This is a genomic window from Proteus sp. G2675 (genome assembly GCF_963886535.1).
Lineage (GTDB): Bacteria > Pseudomonadota > Gammaproteobacteria > Enterobacterales > Enterobacteriaceae > Proteus > Proteus mirabilis.
The window spans coordinates 14568-30948 of the sequence record NZ_CAWPCB010000009.1 but is presented as its reverse complement, the minus strand read 5'-3'; the positions used below and the strand labels follow the sequence as shown (position 1 = coordinate 30948).

The window sequence follows — 16381 nt, the reverse complement described above, 5'->3', positions numbered from 1 at the left end:
AACGCGGCGCATTATCAGCGACAAATGCGAACGGTGGAAGCGAAATTTAACCTTTTTTTGATTTGATAACCAAGGAAAATGACGGGTTTTTAAGATAATTCCTTATATATCATTTAATTAATAAACATAAAAAAAAAGTAAATTTCTGATAAATTTTTTGCTTGCAAATACGAATTTAGGTGAAAAATACAGATTTCTCCATATAATTTTACAAAATACTCTGATTTTACACGAAGATCACTGATTAAGTAGTCAGAGACAACCAAGAACGAGACATCATTGTGGGATCATTCGATACAGTTATTATAGGTGCAGGGGCCGCTGGGCTTTTTTGTGCCTCTTTAGCAGGACAAGCGGGATTATCTGTTTTAGTTTTAGATAATGGCAAAAAAGCCGGCAGAAAAATTTTAATGTCTGGTGGTGGACGTTGCAATTTTACCAATATGTATATCGAGCCATCAGCTTACTTATCCGATAATCCTCATTTTTGTAAGTCAGCACTTGCTCGCTATACACAATGGGATTTTATCGAGTTAGTACAAAAGCACCATATTGCTTACCACGAAAAGACGTTAGGGCAATTATTTTGTGATGATTCTGCCCAGCAAATTGTTGATTTATTACTCGCAGAGTGCCATGAAGGAAAAGTAAGTATTCGCTTACGTAGTGAGGTGACTCAAATAGAGAAAACCGCCGAAGGCTTTACTCTTTTGGTAGGAGAGAAAACAATAACCGCCTCCTCTGTAGTGATTGCCAGCGGAGGACTTTCAATGCCCGGTTTAGGTGCCACCCCTTTTGGCTATAAAATTGCGCAACAATTTGGCCTTAATGTATTGCCCACTCGTGCAGGCTTAGTCCCTTTTACATTACACAAGCCACAACTTGAACAACTCAGCCCGCTCTCTGGTGTGGCGATCCCTGCTATTGTCACCGCTGAAAATGGCACCCAATTTAAAGAGAATATTCTTTTTACTCATCGTGGGCTTTCCGGTCCTGCTATTTTACAAATCTCTAGTTATTGGCATCCGGGAGAGAATGTGAGCATTAACTTACTTCCTGACACGGATTTGGAAGGCTATTTACAAGAAAAACGACAAGCACAGCCAAATCAATTATTAAAAAATACACTTTCTCGCCTACTACCGAAGCGTTTTATAGAGATAATGATTGAAAATAATCAACTGCCTGATACCTCACTGGCTCAACTTAGCAATGAACGTATTACACAAATAACGACGTTGCTACAAGCATGGCTTGTTTTACCTAATGGTACAGAAGGTTATCGCACTGCAGAAGTCACCCTAGGTGGTGTTGATACCCGTAATCTCTCCTCTAAAACGATGGAAGCGACAAAGATAACAGGTCTCTATTTTATTGGTGAAGTGGTTGATGTCACAGGTTGGTTAGGAGGATATAACTTCCAATGGGCATGGAGCTCTGCTTATGCCTGTGCCCAAGCATTGATCTCTCGACACATGACTAAGTAGGCGCGTTATTTTTATAAATAACCACACAAAGTATAGGCTAACTTATTGGTTATAATAATTTTTTTAAAAACAAAATAAAATAACTCGTTAATCAGTGAGTTAACGAAATTGGCATTATTTTTTCTGTTTTGATTAAAAAAAACACTTTACAAATGATAGTGAGAACCATTATCATTAAGTCACTTTCAGATGCACCACCTTCAGGGTCATATGAAAGAACGACATTGCTCACATTGCTTCCAGTGTTTTACTTTAGCCAGCCGGGTGCTGGCTTTTTCTTTTCTAGCGTTTGTTCGATTGTTTTATTTTTTCTTATTCAAATTATTTGGATCCTCAGATTAAATTCCTCCGCTTTTTTACTTAGCTTAATTGCGTAAACTGTGTTCAACAACTTCAGAGAAGGAAACACATTATGATTTATTTACGCAAAGCAAATGAAAGAGGCCACGCTAATCATGGTTGGCTAGATAGCTGGCATACCTTCTCTTTCGCAAGCTATTACGATGCTAACTTTATGGGATTTTCCGCCTTACGCGTCATTAATGAAGATAGAGTGATGCCCGGTGAGGGTTTTGGTACCCATCCTCATAAAGATATGGAAATTTTAACCTATGTGCTTGAAGGTAATATTGAGCATAAAGATAGTATGGGTAATAAAGAAAATGTACCCGCCGGTGAATTTCAAATAATGAGCGCAGGTACAGGTATCACTCATTCCGAGTACAACCCAAATAGTGATAAAGGCCTGCATTTTTATCAAATTTGGATCATGCCTGATACCACCGGTATTACACCACGTTACGATCAACGTCGTTTTAATACCACAGAGAGTAAACAGCTTATTTTGTCACCAGATGCACGTGATGGCTCGTTAAAAGTGTTCCAAGATATGACGCTGTGGCGTTGGAACCTAAAAAAAGGAGAAGAGGCACAATATCAGCCAGAAGCAGGAAGAAATGTTTGGTTGCAAGTCGTTAAAGGAAAGATAGCAATTAATGACATTATTGCGACCACCAGTGATGGCATCGCCATCGCGAATGAAGATATTATCTATTTCGTTGGTGATGAAGACAGTGAAGTCTTGCTGTTTGACTTACCTCCTGTAACAGCATAGTTGGGCTACCAACCTAAAGCCACTTTTTCTCAAACAATTTATTTCACTTTGTTTTCTTGTTAACTCCCTGAGATGTCTTTCATCTCAGGGAATTTTTTATCAATAAAACCAATAACTAGCGTTTAGGGCCCACTTTTGTTAACGCTTGCCCTACTGGCGTATCAGTATATTTATCAAAGTTTTTCACAAAGCGATCAGCAAGATCGTCCGCTTTAACATCCCATTGTGCTTTATCCGCATAGGTGTCTCGAGGATCTAAAATTTCGCTATTAACGCCAGGAAGCGCTGTTGGGATCGCCAAATTAAATACAGGCAGAGTTTGAGTCTCCGCTTTATCAATATCACCATTTAAAATGGCATCAATTATCGCTCGAGTATCTTTAATTGAAATACGTTTGCCCGTACCATTCCAGCCCGTATTCACTAAGTAAGCTTGTGCTCCACAAGCCTGCATACGTTTTACTAGCACTTGAGCATATTGTGTTGGATGGAGTGATAAAAATGCTGCCCCAAAACACGCAGAGAACGTCGGTGTTGGCTCTGTCACACCACGCTCTGTTCCAGCAAGTTTCGCAGTAAAGCCTGATAAGAAGTGATATTGAGTTTGCTCGGGTGTTAAACGAGCTACCGGAGGTAGCACCCCAAAGGCATCGGCGGTTAAGAAAATAACTTTTTTAGCATGACCCGCTTTCGATACCGGTTTGACAATATTATCAATATGATAGATTGGATAAGATACACGGGTATTTTCTGTTTTTGAGCCGTCATCAAAATCAACACTACCATCTGCTAATACCACGACATTTTCTAATAAGGCATCACGTTTAATGGCACCGTAAATATCTGGCTCAGCTTCTTTTGATAGATGGATAGTTTTAGCGTAACAACCTCCTTCAAAGTTGAATACACCATCATCATCCCAGCCATGTTCATCATCACCAATCAGTTTACGCTTAGGATCTGTTGATAATGTCGTTTTACCTGTCCCTGACAAACCAAAGAAAATGGCTACATCACCACTTTCGCCAACGTTTGCCGAACAGTGCATAGAAGCAATACCTTTTAATGGCAGGAAGTAGTTCATCATAGAGAACATACCTTTTTTCATCTCTCCGCCATACCAAGTACCACCAATTAACTGAATGCGTTCAGTTAAGTTGAAAGCAACGAAATTTTCAGAGTTTAATCCCTGCGCTTTCCAATTTGGATTGGTACATTTAGCACCGTTCATCACAATAAAATCAGGTGTAAAATTTTCTAACTCTTCTTGCGTAGGGCGAATAAACATATTCTTAACAAAATGCGCCTGCCAAGCCACTTCGGTGATAAAACGCACTTTTAATCGCGTATCTGCATTAGCACCACAAAAGGCATCAACGACAAACAAACGTTTGCCTGATAGCTGCTCAGTAACTAATGATTTTAAATCAGCCCATACTTGCGGTGAGAGTGGTTTATTATCATTTTTACCTTTGCCCTGATCAGCCCACCACACAGTATCACGAGTAACATCATCACGAACAATGTATTTATCTTTCGGAGAACGTCCAGTAAAAATCCCCGTATCAACAGCAATAGCGCCTAACGAGGTTAATGTGCCTTTCTCATAACCTGTTAATCCTGGCTTAGTTTCTTCTTCAAATAATAAGTCATAGCTAGGGTTATAAATGACTTCACTAATGTCATGAATACCGTACTGCTCGAGATCCTTAGGGGTAAGACCTTTAACGTTCATAGTTTTGCTCCTGATAAATAGGCTTTTCTATGAGCATTATTAAGGTGTTACAACTAATTAACAGCGATTGTTATCAATATTTTGAAAATTTATATTTTTTTTATGTTAATAACGAGAACTAATGCACAAATCTACAGAAAAATTGTTGAATAAAAAAGGACGCAAAATAGCGTCCTTTAGGGTGATTTACGTTGCTAAATCGAATCAGTGCAAATTAGAGCTAGATAATTTATTGATATTATTAATATCTTCTTCAGTGAAGATATAATGAGCACCGCAATATTCACACTCCATATCAATTTTACCCTGTTCTTGTAACAGATGAGCTACATCTTCTTTAGATAATGTTACTAATGTATCTTCACAACGTTTACGAGAGCACGTGCAATGGAACGCTATCGGCTGTGGATCATATAATGTCACATTTTCTTCATGATATAAGCGATGTAAAATCTCTTTAGTATCAAGTGTAAACAGCTCTTGAGCCTTAATGGTGTGCGTAAGTTGTGTTAATAGCTCAAAGTGTTCTGCTGTCTCATCAGCACTATGTTCTGCACTCGCAGGTAAGGCTTGTAATAACATACCTGCACCCGCCGCTTTTCCATCTTGCAGACCTGTGCGGATAAAGACACGGGTAGGTAACTGCTCTGATTGATTAAAGTAGTTATCAATACAAGCTTCTATCGTTTCACCATCCAACGCTACAATACCTTGGTAACGCTCACCTTTTTTAGGTGTGATGGTAATAACCATAAAGCCATTGCCCATCATCTCTTTTAAGCTGCTACCGGCTTTAACATCATCACTAAAACGTGCAACACCGCGCATCTGTTGTTCATTATTGCCGTTAATAACCACTAATCGTACTGGGCCATCACCTTGTAATTGAACGGTAATATCACCATCAAATTTCAGCGTAGCTGTTAACAAACTTGTCGCGACCAATAAATCACCTAACAGGTGTTGAACTGGCTCAGGATAATGATGATTTTCAAGTATTGATTGATAGGTTTCCGTTACGGTAACTAATTCACCACGTACCGCACTTTTTTCAAATAAAAAGCGTGATAAAGCGTCTTTTTTAGACATAATCTTCTCTCATTGCTGGGGAGCGGTTTAATCCGATCCTGGTAAATTTGTCTGTTTCAAGCGAAGTAAGGTGCGTCTTTCCTTTTTATCAGGTCGACGTTCGGGATGAGGCATCGTTAACGCATTCATTTTTCTTGCTAGAGCGATTTTTTCTCTCTTGGCAATACTCTCTGGTGTTTCACAATAGAGCAATTGTGCTTGGGCCGCCCCTAGGCGCTGTGCACTCACCATTAAGACTGTAACTGTCCGTTCATCATTACCTTGTCGTAAGCGTATTTCAGCCCCAACTTCAACATTTTTACTTGGCTTGCCTCGCACACCATTGTAATGGACTTTACCCCCTTCAATCATAGTGCGAGCAATGGCACGCGTTTTATAAAAACGTGCAGCCCAAAGCCATTTATCTAAACGGACAGCGCTTTCTTGCGATGGTTGACTCATCCCTTTCTCTCCTTAACTTCAACTTCTTCATGAAGGCGATAGAGTAAACACATTGCCTTCCACAACAAGGAACTTACTGAGGAGGGCGATAAAAACAGTGCTCGTAATATTGACTGATTTTATGCATGCGTTGATTATTTTGTCGCCGGCGCCGGATGATAAAAAATAAATTCAGGATCAAAAATCCAATAGCAAAGAATAATAATAACGTATTACCGATATAATATAACAGGGTCATTGAGTCAGGCATGCTATGCAAAAAGATTTGTAACGTGCCATTCGCATCAATTACCATCCCCGTTATTACACCTCCAGTATTAAAAGGTGTGTGTAATAAAATATCAGATAATCGCTGTAATTCTCGCCATTGCTCTAATGGTGTAGGTTCAAATACAGAATTGGTATTTGAAGCATAATCAACGAGCTGTTTTCTTTCATCACTGATTAAAAGCACACCACCCGGTGGTGGACTATTTAACAGTATTGCGGCCTTATCTATTTCTCGGTAGATAAAAGATGATGTGGTGGTGTCAACGAGCTTTTCCAAGGCCTCAGCACTAACAGCACGTAATAAAACATTGGTTCCTGTTAATTTGCCACTTTCTGCACGTTGAACTAATGATGGCCAATCATTGACATTACTTAGGTTTACCAAGGCCATTTTAAGCCGAATACATTCATTTTCTCTCGGGCATAAATCTTGTGTTTTCAAGATAATGCCATCAAAATTATCCAAAAGATTCATGCCAGATTTAGTAATAGCTTGACCTAAGCTTGGGTTTACACGGTTGTTAGAAACGGGGTGTAGCTGCTCTTCAACCAAATATAATAATGCTGCCGCTTTTTCAATCGTACTAGATTCAGGCATTGGCATTGGGTTGCTGTTGTTCCAATAAATCCCCGAACAATCAAAAGGTGCAAATATTGTTTTATTATTCTTACTGGAAAGGTTTGGAGGCATATAACACATTCCGACACCTTTGGCCTGAATAATATCCCCTACATGCAGCTTGGCCGTTTCTAACTCCGTAAAGTTAGTCACTAAATGAGGTTCACTCTCTTTTATCCATGAAAAAGTTAACTTCATTGATAATGATAACGGTTGATAGAGATACAGCATACCTATAATAAATAGGCTACAAACAACAAAGATAATATTTTTAATGTAACGCTTATACGGATAGTTTTTTTCTTCATCATGCAATGATAAATAAGGCCCTTGCTTGATAACATGATGATTAGGATACATTTCTAAATAGGTCACCTTATCAATATCATTTTGAATATAAGGTTCCCAATGTGGAGGATAAACTAAATCAATTCCCCCCAACGAAATATTTTTTACCTGCCCATGATCAAAATTACCAAACAGTCCCCAGCGTTTTAAACGCCCTTTAAAACAGTGTACTTCTTGTTTTCGTGATTTGATGATGGGTCGATAAATAAGAAACAAGCCTAAAGCAAGAAAAGTCCCTCCCGCAGCCATTATCCAAGGGAGAAAGACTTGTGGCATCATTAATGCCGTTAACCATAAGATTAACCCTAAGCAAATTAACGAGCCATTCCAAAAACCTGAAGAATGATGTAACCGATACTCTTCGTTGGTTTCTTGGCGAATATGTAATAAATGCGCCGCATCACCTTCATTTTTCTGGATAGTGGAAGTGCCATTTGACAGTATGGGTTCAGAAAGTTGTTTTAAACTTAACGCAGAAAAATGTGATTTTTCATCTTTAAGAAAATGGCCATTCACACCAATGACAATGGGGATAGAAGGAGTACAAACGACATCGAGGACATTTTCTTGTTGCAGATAAGGCACCAGTAATGGAGGAATATGGATCTCTACCGCATCAATGTAATAGCGCCAATGATTGAGCCCCTCTGATGATCCCGCAAACCGGTTAACAATATTACGCAGTGTCGTAACGACTTCACCTTTAGTGGGTATTTCAGGAAAGTTTTGTAACGAATACCCAGAAGAAAACTTAGAGGTGCCAAAATAGGACAAATAGTCACTAATTACCCCATAATCATCTTGTGTTAGTTTACGGTAAGTCGGTTTGGCGAGGGATGGAAGATGATATGAGCCATCAAGCCGCCTTCTTTTAAAGAATAGAAAGGCGGCCATTATAAATAGGCTAATCATGAAGATAGCCAATATAATGACTGATAATCTCATTTTTTCCCCATACTCATGCTGGTGTTGCTTAGTAACAATAACAAATTTGAAATGCCACCTAACATAAGGCAATTCCTATTCTTTAGTTCTATTTTTTTATTAAAATACAATGAATTATATTTGTGTTGTTGCGTTATAATTTATATATATTATCAATTTTATATCCGCCAACCATGCCATTTTCAGATAAAATAGCGCATCAATAAATAATAATACTCCCAAAAAATCAATCAATAACTGGGTTTAGTAGCGGAGTGTACTCAATTTTCACTAAAAAGCTAAATCTAATTGTTGGATTTATTTTATCATTAATGTGTTAAATTCAGGTTAATCTCTATTCCTATCAGGGGCTGTTATGAAAGAACTAAAAAAACCGAATATACTCAATATTGATAACATTGCCCGTTCTCGGTTATTTCAGATCCAATCCGTTAATCTGGAATTTAGCAACGGCGAAAAACGTATTTATGAACGAATGAAACCCGCTAACCGGGAAGCGGTAATGATAGTCCCTATCATCAATGATGACCTGATCCTTATTCGTGAATATGCTGTTGGCATCGAAAATTATGACTTTGGCTTTCCCAAAGGGGCTATTGATGCGGGTGAAACCCCATTACAAGCGGCCAATCGTGAATTAAAAGAAGAAATTGGCTACGGTGCCGGCTCTTTAACCGAGATAGCTAAACTGTCTATGGCGCCCTCCTATTTTTCCAGCAAAATGAACATTGTTATTGCTCAAGATCTCTATCCTGAACAATTAGAAGGCGATGAGCCTGAGCCGTTAGTTCAAATACGTTGGCCTATCGCCAAGATGATGGACTTATTAGATCATCCCGACTTTACCGAAGCTCGTAATGTCAGTGCACTCTTTTTAGCACAACGTTATTTGCAACAAGTTTGTCCAAAATAATAATTGGCTCGCGATATCCAGATAAAATTAAGGCCACCAAATAGGGAGGCCTTGATATCTATCGTCTCTTTTTATTAGAAAATAGCGCGTTACCACGCTTTCACCGCATCACCTTTATAAACTTCTTGCGCTTTTTGCAAAATTTCATCACTTTGGAAAACCGCGACGAGTTTTTTTAATCGTTCGTTATCTTTGTCTATGGCTCTGGCAACAATCAAATTAACATAAGGAGAATCGGTATTTTCCATAAATAAACCATCTCGTTTGGCTAATAATCCCACTTGTGAAGAGAAGTTATTATTGATGATGGAAAGGTAAATATTAGGATCACTTAACGTACGAGTTAGTTGTGGTGTATCAATTTCTGCAAATTTAAGTTTCTTAGGGTTTTCAATAATATCAAGTGTCGTTGGTAAATACCCCACCCCATCTTTTAATTTAATCAATCCTTGAGCCTGCAGTAATAATAAACTACGACCTAGGGTGGTTGCTTCATTAGAAATGGCGACGGTAGCACCATCAGGAAGCGCCTCTATATTTTTGATTTTATTTGAATAAGCTGCAATAGGAAAAATAAAGGTTTTACCTATGATTTCAAATTGATAACCACGCTCTTTGCTTTGAGCTTCATAGTAGGGTACGGTTTGGAAAGCATTCACATCAACATCATTATTACGCAAAGCTTCATTAGGTAATACGTAGTCATTAAAGGTGATCACCTTGATATCTAATCCCTGCTTTTCTTTTGCCAGCTTAACAACTTCATCCCAAATTTGCTGATCTGGCCCTGTATTTATTGCCACTTTTAACGGTTTATCACCTTCATCTGGTGAGCAAGCGGTTAAAACCAATGAAGTACAGGCCAAAAGCACCACTAATAATAATTTTCTCATCTTCTCTCCAATAATCGACCATATCACTCTTACTATTTATAACTTATTGTTATTATTAAGTTTAATGTTTTTATTATGCTATCAAGGGGAATACTTATACTATATGCCAACATGTATTTAGACATCTAGACGTTTAGATAGTTATTTATAACGGGAAAGAGTGGAGAGATCAAAATAGATTTACACACAAAACATGAAATATTTTCATGTTGGAAGATGAGATGTATCTATATCTATTTATTAGATAACAAAAAGCGGGAAAAACAATCTGTTATCCCGCTTTAGTTATTCGTTAGATCGCTATTTAATCTAACTTTTTGTTTATTATATTAATCAAAATAGCTCGTTCGATTCGCCATTATCCTCAAAGATCCGTGTACCCACTTCACTTTTTGCTTTTTCTGTTGGCTGAGTGCCTTCAATAAAATACTCTTTCATTGATGGTCCATCTCCCGCCAACTTACCGGTATTGCGATCGATTTGAACAGCAACAACGCCTTTTGGCATCGGCATCATTTGTACCGGAACACCTTCTAAAGCAACTTTCATAAAGTCATTCCAAATAGGTTGTGCCGTTTTGGCACCCGCTTCACCACCCGTTGCGGCAGTTCGCCCTAAATTGCGACTACTATCATCAAAACCAATCCATGCAGTCGCCACAATATTAGCACCATATCCAGAGAACCAAGCATCTTTAGAGCTATTGGTCGTTCCTGTCTTACCACCGATATCTTGACGTTTTAAATCTCGCAATGCACGCCATCCTGTACCAGACCATCCCGGCTCACCAACGAGATTGGTTCTTAACGCATCATGCATTAGAAACGCCAGTGGCGTACTTATCACATGAGGAGCATATGGGCTTTCTTTGACTGTTTCAGCAAGAGGAGCTTGCTCTAACTCAATATCAGGCGCCGTTTCTGCCGGTTGCGCTTGCTGAGATTGCGCGACGTTTTCCATATAATCATCAGATAATGCAATAGAGCGCGTAGTATCACCATAAATCACGGGGATATCGGTACATTCAGGACAAGCGACTTTCGGCTCAGCAGTAAAGATCACTTCACCATCAGCATTTTCAATACGCTGAATAAAATATGGCTCAATGAGATACCCACCATTTGCCATTACCGCAAAACCTCGAGCCATTTGCATTGGTGTAAATGAAGGTGAGCCTAAAGCTAATGACTCTGTTCTATCTATATTTTGATTAGGAAAACCAAAACGCAATAGATAATCTGCAGCGTAATCAACCCCCATCGCCCGCATAGCGCGCACCATAACTACGTTTTTAGATTGACCTAAACCTTGACGTAAACGAATAGGCCCTGCGTAAGTAGGTGGTGAGTTTTTAGGGCGCCAATCAGTTCCAGCTCCCGCATCCCAACGACTAATAGGTAAGTCATTTAGTAATGTCGATAATGTTAACCCTTTATCTAATGCCGCCGCATATAAGAAAGGTTTGATATTTGAACCAACTTGACGTAACGATTGAGATACGCGATTAAACTTACTCAATTCAAAATCAAAACCTCCCACCAGCGCAATAATACCGCCATTAAGTGGATCTAATGCGACAAAAGCTGCATTAACCTCAGGAAGCTGTGCTAATAACCAATCGTTTTCACTATTTTGTCGTACCCAAATTTGCTCACCAGCATGTACAACAGCATCAACTTTGCTCGGCGTGGCCCCTTGAGCCGTATCAGAAATAAATTTACGCGCCCAACGAACCGCTTTTAAATCGAGTGTTATTTTATCGCCATTTTTTAATACCACCTGAGCTTCTTTAGCATCAGCGGATAACACCACAGCGGGGATTAATGGGCCATAAGTCTGTATACCCTTTAGCTTATCGTTAATGGCTTTATCATCCCAAGGAGCTTGCCCTGCATGCCACAGCACCTCTTGAGCACCGCGATAGCCATGGCGCATATCATAATCAATAACATTATTACGTAGCGCTTGTTCAGCGGCTAATTGATCTTTGCGGATAACTGTAGTGTAAATTTTATAACCATCCGTATAGGCATTTTCGCCATAGCGCTGATACATCTCCATTCTGACCATTTCAGTCAAATAAGGCGCTGAAAAATCAATTTGTGGGGCGTGATATTTAGCCACAATAGGCTCAGCTTTAGCACTGTCATACTCTTCGCGGGTAATATAGTTCTCTTCCAACATGCGTTGTAACACTAAATTACGGCGTTTTAAGGCACGATCATACGAATAAAGTGGGTTTAGTGTCGAAGGGGCTTTAGGTAAACCTGCAATAACAGCCATCTCACTTAAGCTAAGATCATGCACACTTTTACCAAAGTAAACATATGCAGCAGCACCCACACCATAAGCGCGATTTCCTAGATAAATTTTATTGAGATAAAGTGCCAAGATCTCATCTTTAGTAAGCTCTTTCTCAATACGGATAGCCAAAAAGGCTTCTTTGATTTTACGCATTAATTTCTTCTCAGGTGTTAAGAAGAAATTACGCGCTAATTGTTGCGTGATGGTACTGGCACCTTGCGATGCTTGCCCCGATGTTAACGCAACAACAACAGCACGAGAGATGCCAATAGGGTCAATACCATGATGTTCACGAAAACGCGTATCTTCAGTGGCAATAAAGGCATTAATTAATTGCGGAGGCATCTCCTGCAAGGTAAGAGGCAAACGACGTTTTTCGCCATATTGCGCCATTAACTCTCCGTCTGCGCTAAAGACCTGCATAGGAGTTTGTAAACGAACATCTTTTAATGTCGCGACATCGGGTAGTTGAGGCTCGACATATTTATACATGCCATATATCGAGGCTGCTCCCAAAATTATGCAAGCAAAAACGAAGATGAAAAAATATTTTAAGAACTTCACCTTAAATTTCCCATGTAATGTGAATTGGGCAGTTTATAAACAAACAGTGCGTAGTATAAAGGTAACGCCTCTTGGAAAATAGGCTATTACACATTCAATAGATATGGATATCATTTATGAAAACAGATAATTATCAGATTGGTATTGAAATTAATATCAATCATATCAATGCCGTTTTAGTATTTCAGCAGAATAAGCAATGGAAGATCAATGCATTTTGGCAATTCCCTTTACCTCTTAATGATAATATAGATGATATAAATTTAAGAACTATCTTAAAACGATGGCAACAATCTCTACCGCCAATCAACCGTATTGCATTGGCATTACCCGATACAGTGGCAAGTTATCATACCATTGCCTTATCTAACCTGATTTCCCTGACACCAGCAGCCTATTATCGATTAGCACAACTCCGAGCCACATCTCATCAACAAGTCACCAAACAAGCGGTACAATTCGATTATCGGCAACATAACCAACATCTCGCCATCCATTTACATAACAAGACACTGATAGAGACTTATATTGCCTTATTCGCCAAAATAAACTTAACCATCACTGCGATTGATATTCCAGCTTGTGCGTTGCGTTATGTTGCCACACATCTCAACATATCGCCTCACAACATATTAATTTTTTGTCAAAATAATCAAATGCTTTGGGTTTGTGCAGATAAAGAGATGCCCCATTACGGTACTCTTTCTTATCAAGACCACCAAGAGCAAGAAAAACAATTACAGCAATTACTCATCAAGCATCATTGGCCACAGGAGCAATGTTATTTCTCAGGTGACAATGCAGAATACTTTCGCCAACAAATGCCTATTTGGCCAACCCAAAAAGAGCGGCTATTTATGTCTATACCGCCCAAAAAGACGCTACCTCTAATTGCCATTGGTTTAGCTTTGCGTCCTTGGGAGACAGCATGTATCAAATAAATTTTCTTCCTTGGCGTCAAGCCTTATATCGACATCAAGCACAACGGTGGCTTTATTGGAGCATGATACTCGTTGTTATTACATTCAGTGCTTGCGGTTACTACGCTTATTATTTAGTACAACAAGTAAAAACACTCTCACTTTTACAATCACAATATCAAAAACGTGAGTACTCACTACAAAAGCAATATCACAATGACCAACATGAACAGAAAATCACCCGCTTATATCAACAGCGTTATTGGCATTATTATCAACATTGGCTTCACTATTTAAGTTACCTCGCTTTCTTTCAAGCACTAGAAACACTGCTCCCTATGGAAGGTTATATCGCGCAGTTTTCTGAAAATGATGCAACATTTTCGCTTCAGGTGCGGCTCCCTTGTGAGCAGGCACTTACTTTTATATCTAAAGTTAACCAACACCCCAACCTGACATCATTAACACTCTCCTCTTTTCAACAGAGCAAACAAGATCCCCGTTACAGCGAAATAAGGTTTTCTGGTAAGTGGCAGAGTTGGCAATATCAAGTATCTCAACATAGACATAGCGAACAGGATGTCGATAACAATGAAAATAAAGACTAATTGGGTAATTTATTTCGCCCTTTTACCTTTTTGGCAAAAGGCACTCTTAAGTTTAGCCCCTTCTATAATAGTGAGTTTGTTATGTTATTTATTCAGCTTTTCGGGCTATCAGCAGGACATAACCGCGCAACAACAGCTTATTAGCCAACACCAAACGCAGATACAACAACTGCAGTCTATATTGCATTCGTCTCCTGCTATAGCCTTATTAAAAACGTTACAAAATGACTATAAACTTCCACCACAAACAGGCTCAGCCTATCAGCGTTTACAACAGATAATCGATAACCATCACTTGATACCTCATAGTTGGCAACATAGTGTCGATAATAGTTTTAAGCTACGTTTTTCACTCTCTTACTCACAATTACTAACGTTATTAGCGCATCTACATCAAGCAGGTTGCGCTCTTTCTGCACTGCTCATTTCGCCTATCCCCCCTGATTTACTCTCAGTTGAATTGAATTTAGTCGACATAACGACCCCAAATGTTCTAGCGCCTTTGAAGTCAGAGTGAAATATTATGAAAAGCGTCTTTTTTTATTTGCTGTTACTACTATCTATTTTGTGCTTTGCTGGTTTTGCTCAATCCAGAGATCCTTTTTATCCAGAACAACCTATTGATAGTAATAACACTCACCATTTCATTGATAAAACAGATAATAGTGAAACTCTTCAACACCAAAACAGCACATTACACCATCGTATCTACCCACTACAGTATGCTGATGTAACCACCGTGGCACAGCAGTTAACGAACTATGGAATTTCATTACTCAGTGATCATGGACGAATAGCCATAGATAAAGATTCAAATAGCTTATCCATTATTGATACAGAAAAAGCACATACTGAAATTTCTGATTGGTTAAAAATTAAAGAAACACCACAGCAACAGGTGCATATTACCGCACATATCATCAGTAGCAGTCAGGATGCGTTAAATGAGTTAGGAACGCAGTGGGGATTACTCAATATGAAATCGGCAAATTTAGAAGGTACATCAAACAATACTACAACACCTCATAACATAGCATCAGCACCGCTCACAGCACCTTCTCTTGCCGCATTGGCACTGCATCAAAAAACAAAAAACCCCTTACATTACATAGCCTTTAATATCGCCAGAATTAATAGTCGTCTTTTAGAATTAGAACTAAGCGCCTTAGAACAAGAGAAACAACTCGCCATCATTGCCAGTCCTCGATTAACGGCTGCACATGAAAAAACGGCATCTATCAAGCAAGGAACCGAAATTCCCTATGTCAGCAGAGATAACGACACCATCCGAGTTGAATTTAAAGAGGCTGTTTTGGGGATGGAGGTAACGCCGATCATTCAAAGAAGCAATAAAATTAGATTGCTATTAAAAATTAGTCAAAACACACCAGGTATTGCCTTAGTACAAGGAGGTAGTGAACATCTTTCAATAGATAAACAAGAAATAATGACAGAAGTTACTATTCATGATGGTGAGACTCTGATGTTAGGAGGAATATTTCAACAAAAGCAGCAACAGCATGCAGCAAAAATTCCTTTTTTATCTTCACTGCCATTACTAGGGATACTTTTTAGCCATAAGCGTGACCAACATAGTCGTCATGAATTGGTTATTTTTATTACACCCAAATTAATCTAATTTTCTTAGTGTGATTTATTTTTTTATTATAATACAAACAATTACCTTATTTCTGCCAAGATAAAACTGTAAGTTATTCATTGTTTTTTCTTATAATCTCTATTTATAGATTTGACGCTGAGGACGATTTAGCTTACAAGGGTTAGCTAATTGAGTGGGCCTGAAACATCACAACGATAATACGGATACATTTTATGCACTTCCTCTTTCTTGGAGGTAGGGCTTTTTATATGTAATATTGATCAACTGATGACAGAAAAGACAAAGTGATCAGATGCGGTTTTCCGGCTAAATTGTGTTAGAATCTCCGCATTGCCAACAAAGATAATATAATTTTTATAGGTCATATCTTGTTATGTACTGTAGGCAAAGGGATTTTTATCCTGTGTTGTCGCTTGCGACAACACGTGGTTATTTAATAGCGTTCTACTGAAAAAACTCAGTTTTAATATGAGAGTAGATACACACGTTATCAGGCGTGAATGAAATAAA

General features: G+C 38.7%; 13 protein-coding genes. 7 read left to right on the top strand and 6 right to left on the bottom strand.

The window, feature by feature from the left end:
* Positions 1-281 precede the first annotated feature (281 nt).
* Entirely contained in the window at positions 282-1487 is a 1206-nt protein-coding gene (locus AACQ49_RS01780) for an NAD(P)/FAD-dependent oxidoreductase (protein ID WP_049237146.1), read from the top strand.
* Between the two features lie 412 nt (positions 1488-1899).
* Positions 1900-2601: a pirin family protein gene (locus AACQ49_RS01775; RefSeq protein ID WP_004246656.1), complete on the top strand. Its 702-nt coding sequence runs from the start codon at positions 1900-1902 to the stop codon at positions 2599-2601.
* A gap of 115 nt (positions 2602-2716) precedes the next feature.
* On the opposite strand, the gene pckA is transcribed toward AACQ49_RS01775, so the two are convergent.
* The 4 genes from pckA to umoB form a co-directional block, all read right to left on the bottom strand.
* Entirely contained in the window at positions 2717-4336 is a 1620-nt protein-coding gene (gene pckA, locus AACQ49_RS01770) for a phosphoenolpyruvate carboxykinase (ATP) (RefSeq protein ID WP_004246655.1), read from the bottom strand.
* 204 nt (positions 4337-4540) lie between these two features.
* Positions 4541-5425 (bottom strand): Hsp33 family molecular chaperone HslO, encoded by an 885-nt coding sequence (gene hslO, locus AACQ49_RS01765; RefSeq protein ID WP_161778857.1) that lies wholly within the window; start codon positions 5423-5425, stop codon positions 4541-4543.
* A gap of 27 nt (positions 5426-5452) precedes the next feature.
* Positions 5453-5866, bottom strand: coding sequence for a ribosome-associated heat shock protein Hsp15 (gene hslR, locus AACQ49_RS01760; RefSeq protein WP_004246651.1), 414 nt, complete (start codon positions 5864-5866; stop codon positions 5453-5455).
* A gap of 73 nt (positions 5867-5939) precedes the next feature.
* Positions 5940-8048 (bottom strand): flagellar biogenesis regulator UmoB, encoded by a 2109-nt coding sequence (umoB, locus tag AACQ49_RS01755; protein WP_036970523.1) that lies wholly within the window; start codon positions 8046-8048, stop codon positions 5940-5942.
* A gap of 355 nt (positions 8049-8403) precedes the next feature.
* On the opposite strand from umoB, the gene nudE reads away from it, so the two are divergent.
* Positions 8404-8961, top strand: a complete 558-nt coding sequence (nudE, locus tag AACQ49_RS01750) for an ADP compounds hydrolase NudE (RefSeq protein ID WP_004246647.1) — start codon at positions 8404-8406, stop codon at positions 8959-8961.
* Between the two features lie 89 nt (positions 8962-9050).
* Here nudE and AACQ49_RS01745 read toward each other — a convergent pair whose 3' ends face one another.
* Positions 9051-9854, bottom strand: coding sequence for a MetQ/NlpA family ABC transporter substrate-binding protein (locus AACQ49_RS01745; RefSeq protein ID WP_135092234.1), 804 nt, complete (start codon positions 9852-9854; stop codon positions 9051-9053).
* Between the two features lie 333 nt (positions 9855-10187).
* A complete protein-coding gene (gene mrcA, locus AACQ49_RS01740) occupies positions 10188-12722 on the bottom strand; it encodes a peptidoglycan glycosyltransferase/peptidoglycan DD-transpeptidase MrcA (protein WP_049210494.1) in 2535 nt (844 codons plus the stop codon).
* A gap of 116 nt (positions 12723-12838) precedes the next feature.
* On the opposite strand from mrcA, the gene AACQ49_RS01735 reads away from it, so the two are divergent.
* Genes AACQ49_RS01735 through AACQ49_RS01720 form a run of 4 tightly spaced genes read left to right on the top strand, consistent with a single transcriptional unit; the run spans position 12839 to position 15889 of the window.
* A complete protein-coding gene (locus tag AACQ49_RS01735; RefSeq protein WP_124725335.1) occupies positions 12839-13663 on the top strand; it encodes a hypothetical protein in 825 nt (274 codons plus the stop codon).
* Complete coding sequence (locus AACQ49_RS01730) at positions 13651-14250, top strand: PilN domain-containing protein (protein WP_049203841.1); 600 nt, start codon at positions 13651-13653, stop codon at positions 14248-14250. Before AACQ49_RS01735 ends, AACQ49_RS01730 begins: the two co-directional genes overlap by 13 nt.
* Positions 14234-14767, top strand: coding sequence for a hypothetical protein (locus AACQ49_RS01725; protein ID WP_036919372.1), 534 nt, complete (start codon positions 14234-14236; stop codon positions 14765-14767). Before AACQ49_RS01730 ends, AACQ49_RS01725 begins: the two co-directional genes overlap by 17 nt.
* Before the next feature lie 6 nt (positions 14768-14773).
* On the top strand, positions 14774-15889 hold the full coding sequence (locus AACQ49_RS01720; RefSeq protein ID WP_004246639.1) for a secretin N-terminal domain-containing protein: 1116 nt from the start codon (positions 14774-14776) through the stop codon (positions 15887-15889).
* Positions 15890-16381 lie beyond the last annotated feature (492 nt).

Coding starts and splice junctions, on each gene's coding strand:
- AACQ49_RS01775 (WP_004246656.1), top strand. CDS start 1,900: ATGATTTATTTACGCAAAGCAAATGAAAGAGGCCACGCTAATCATGGT.
- pckA (WP_004246655.1), bottom strand. CDS start 4,336: ATGAACGTTAAAGGTCTTACCCCTAAGGATCTCGAGCAGTACGGTATT.
- hslO (WP_161778857.1), bottom strand. CDS start 5,425: ATGTCTAAAAAAGACGCTTTATCACGCTTTTTATTTGAAAAAAGTGCG.
- hslR (WP_004246651.1), bottom strand. CDS start 5,866: ATGAGTCAACCATCGCAAGAAAGCGCTGTCCGTTTAGATAAATGGCTT.
- umoB (WP_036970523.1), bottom strand. CDS start 8,048: ATGAGATTATCAGTCATTATATTGGCTATCTTCATGATTAGCCTATTT.
- nudE (WP_004246647.1), top strand. CDS start 8,404: ATGAAAGAACTAAAAAAACCGAATATACTCAATATTGATAACATTGCC.
- AACQ49_RS01745 (WP_135092234.1), bottom strand. CDS start 9,854: ATGAGAAAATTATTATTAGTGGTGCTTTTGGCCTGTACTTCATTGGTT.
- AACQ49_RS01735 (WP_124725335.1), top strand. CDS start 12,839: ATGAAAACAGATAATTATCAGATTGGTATTGAAATTAATATCAATCAT.
- AACQ49_RS01730 (WP_049203841.1), top strand. CDS start 13,651: ATGTATCAAATAAATTTTCTTCCTTGGCGTCAAGCCTTATATCGACAT.
- AACQ49_RS01725 (WP_036919372.1), top strand. CDS start 14,234: ATGAAAATAAAGACTAATTGGGTAATTTATTTCGCCCTTTTACCTTTT.
- AACQ49_RS01720 (WP_004246639.1), top strand. CDS start 14,774: ATGAAAAGCGTCTTTTTTTATTTGCTGTTACTACTATCTATTTTGTGC.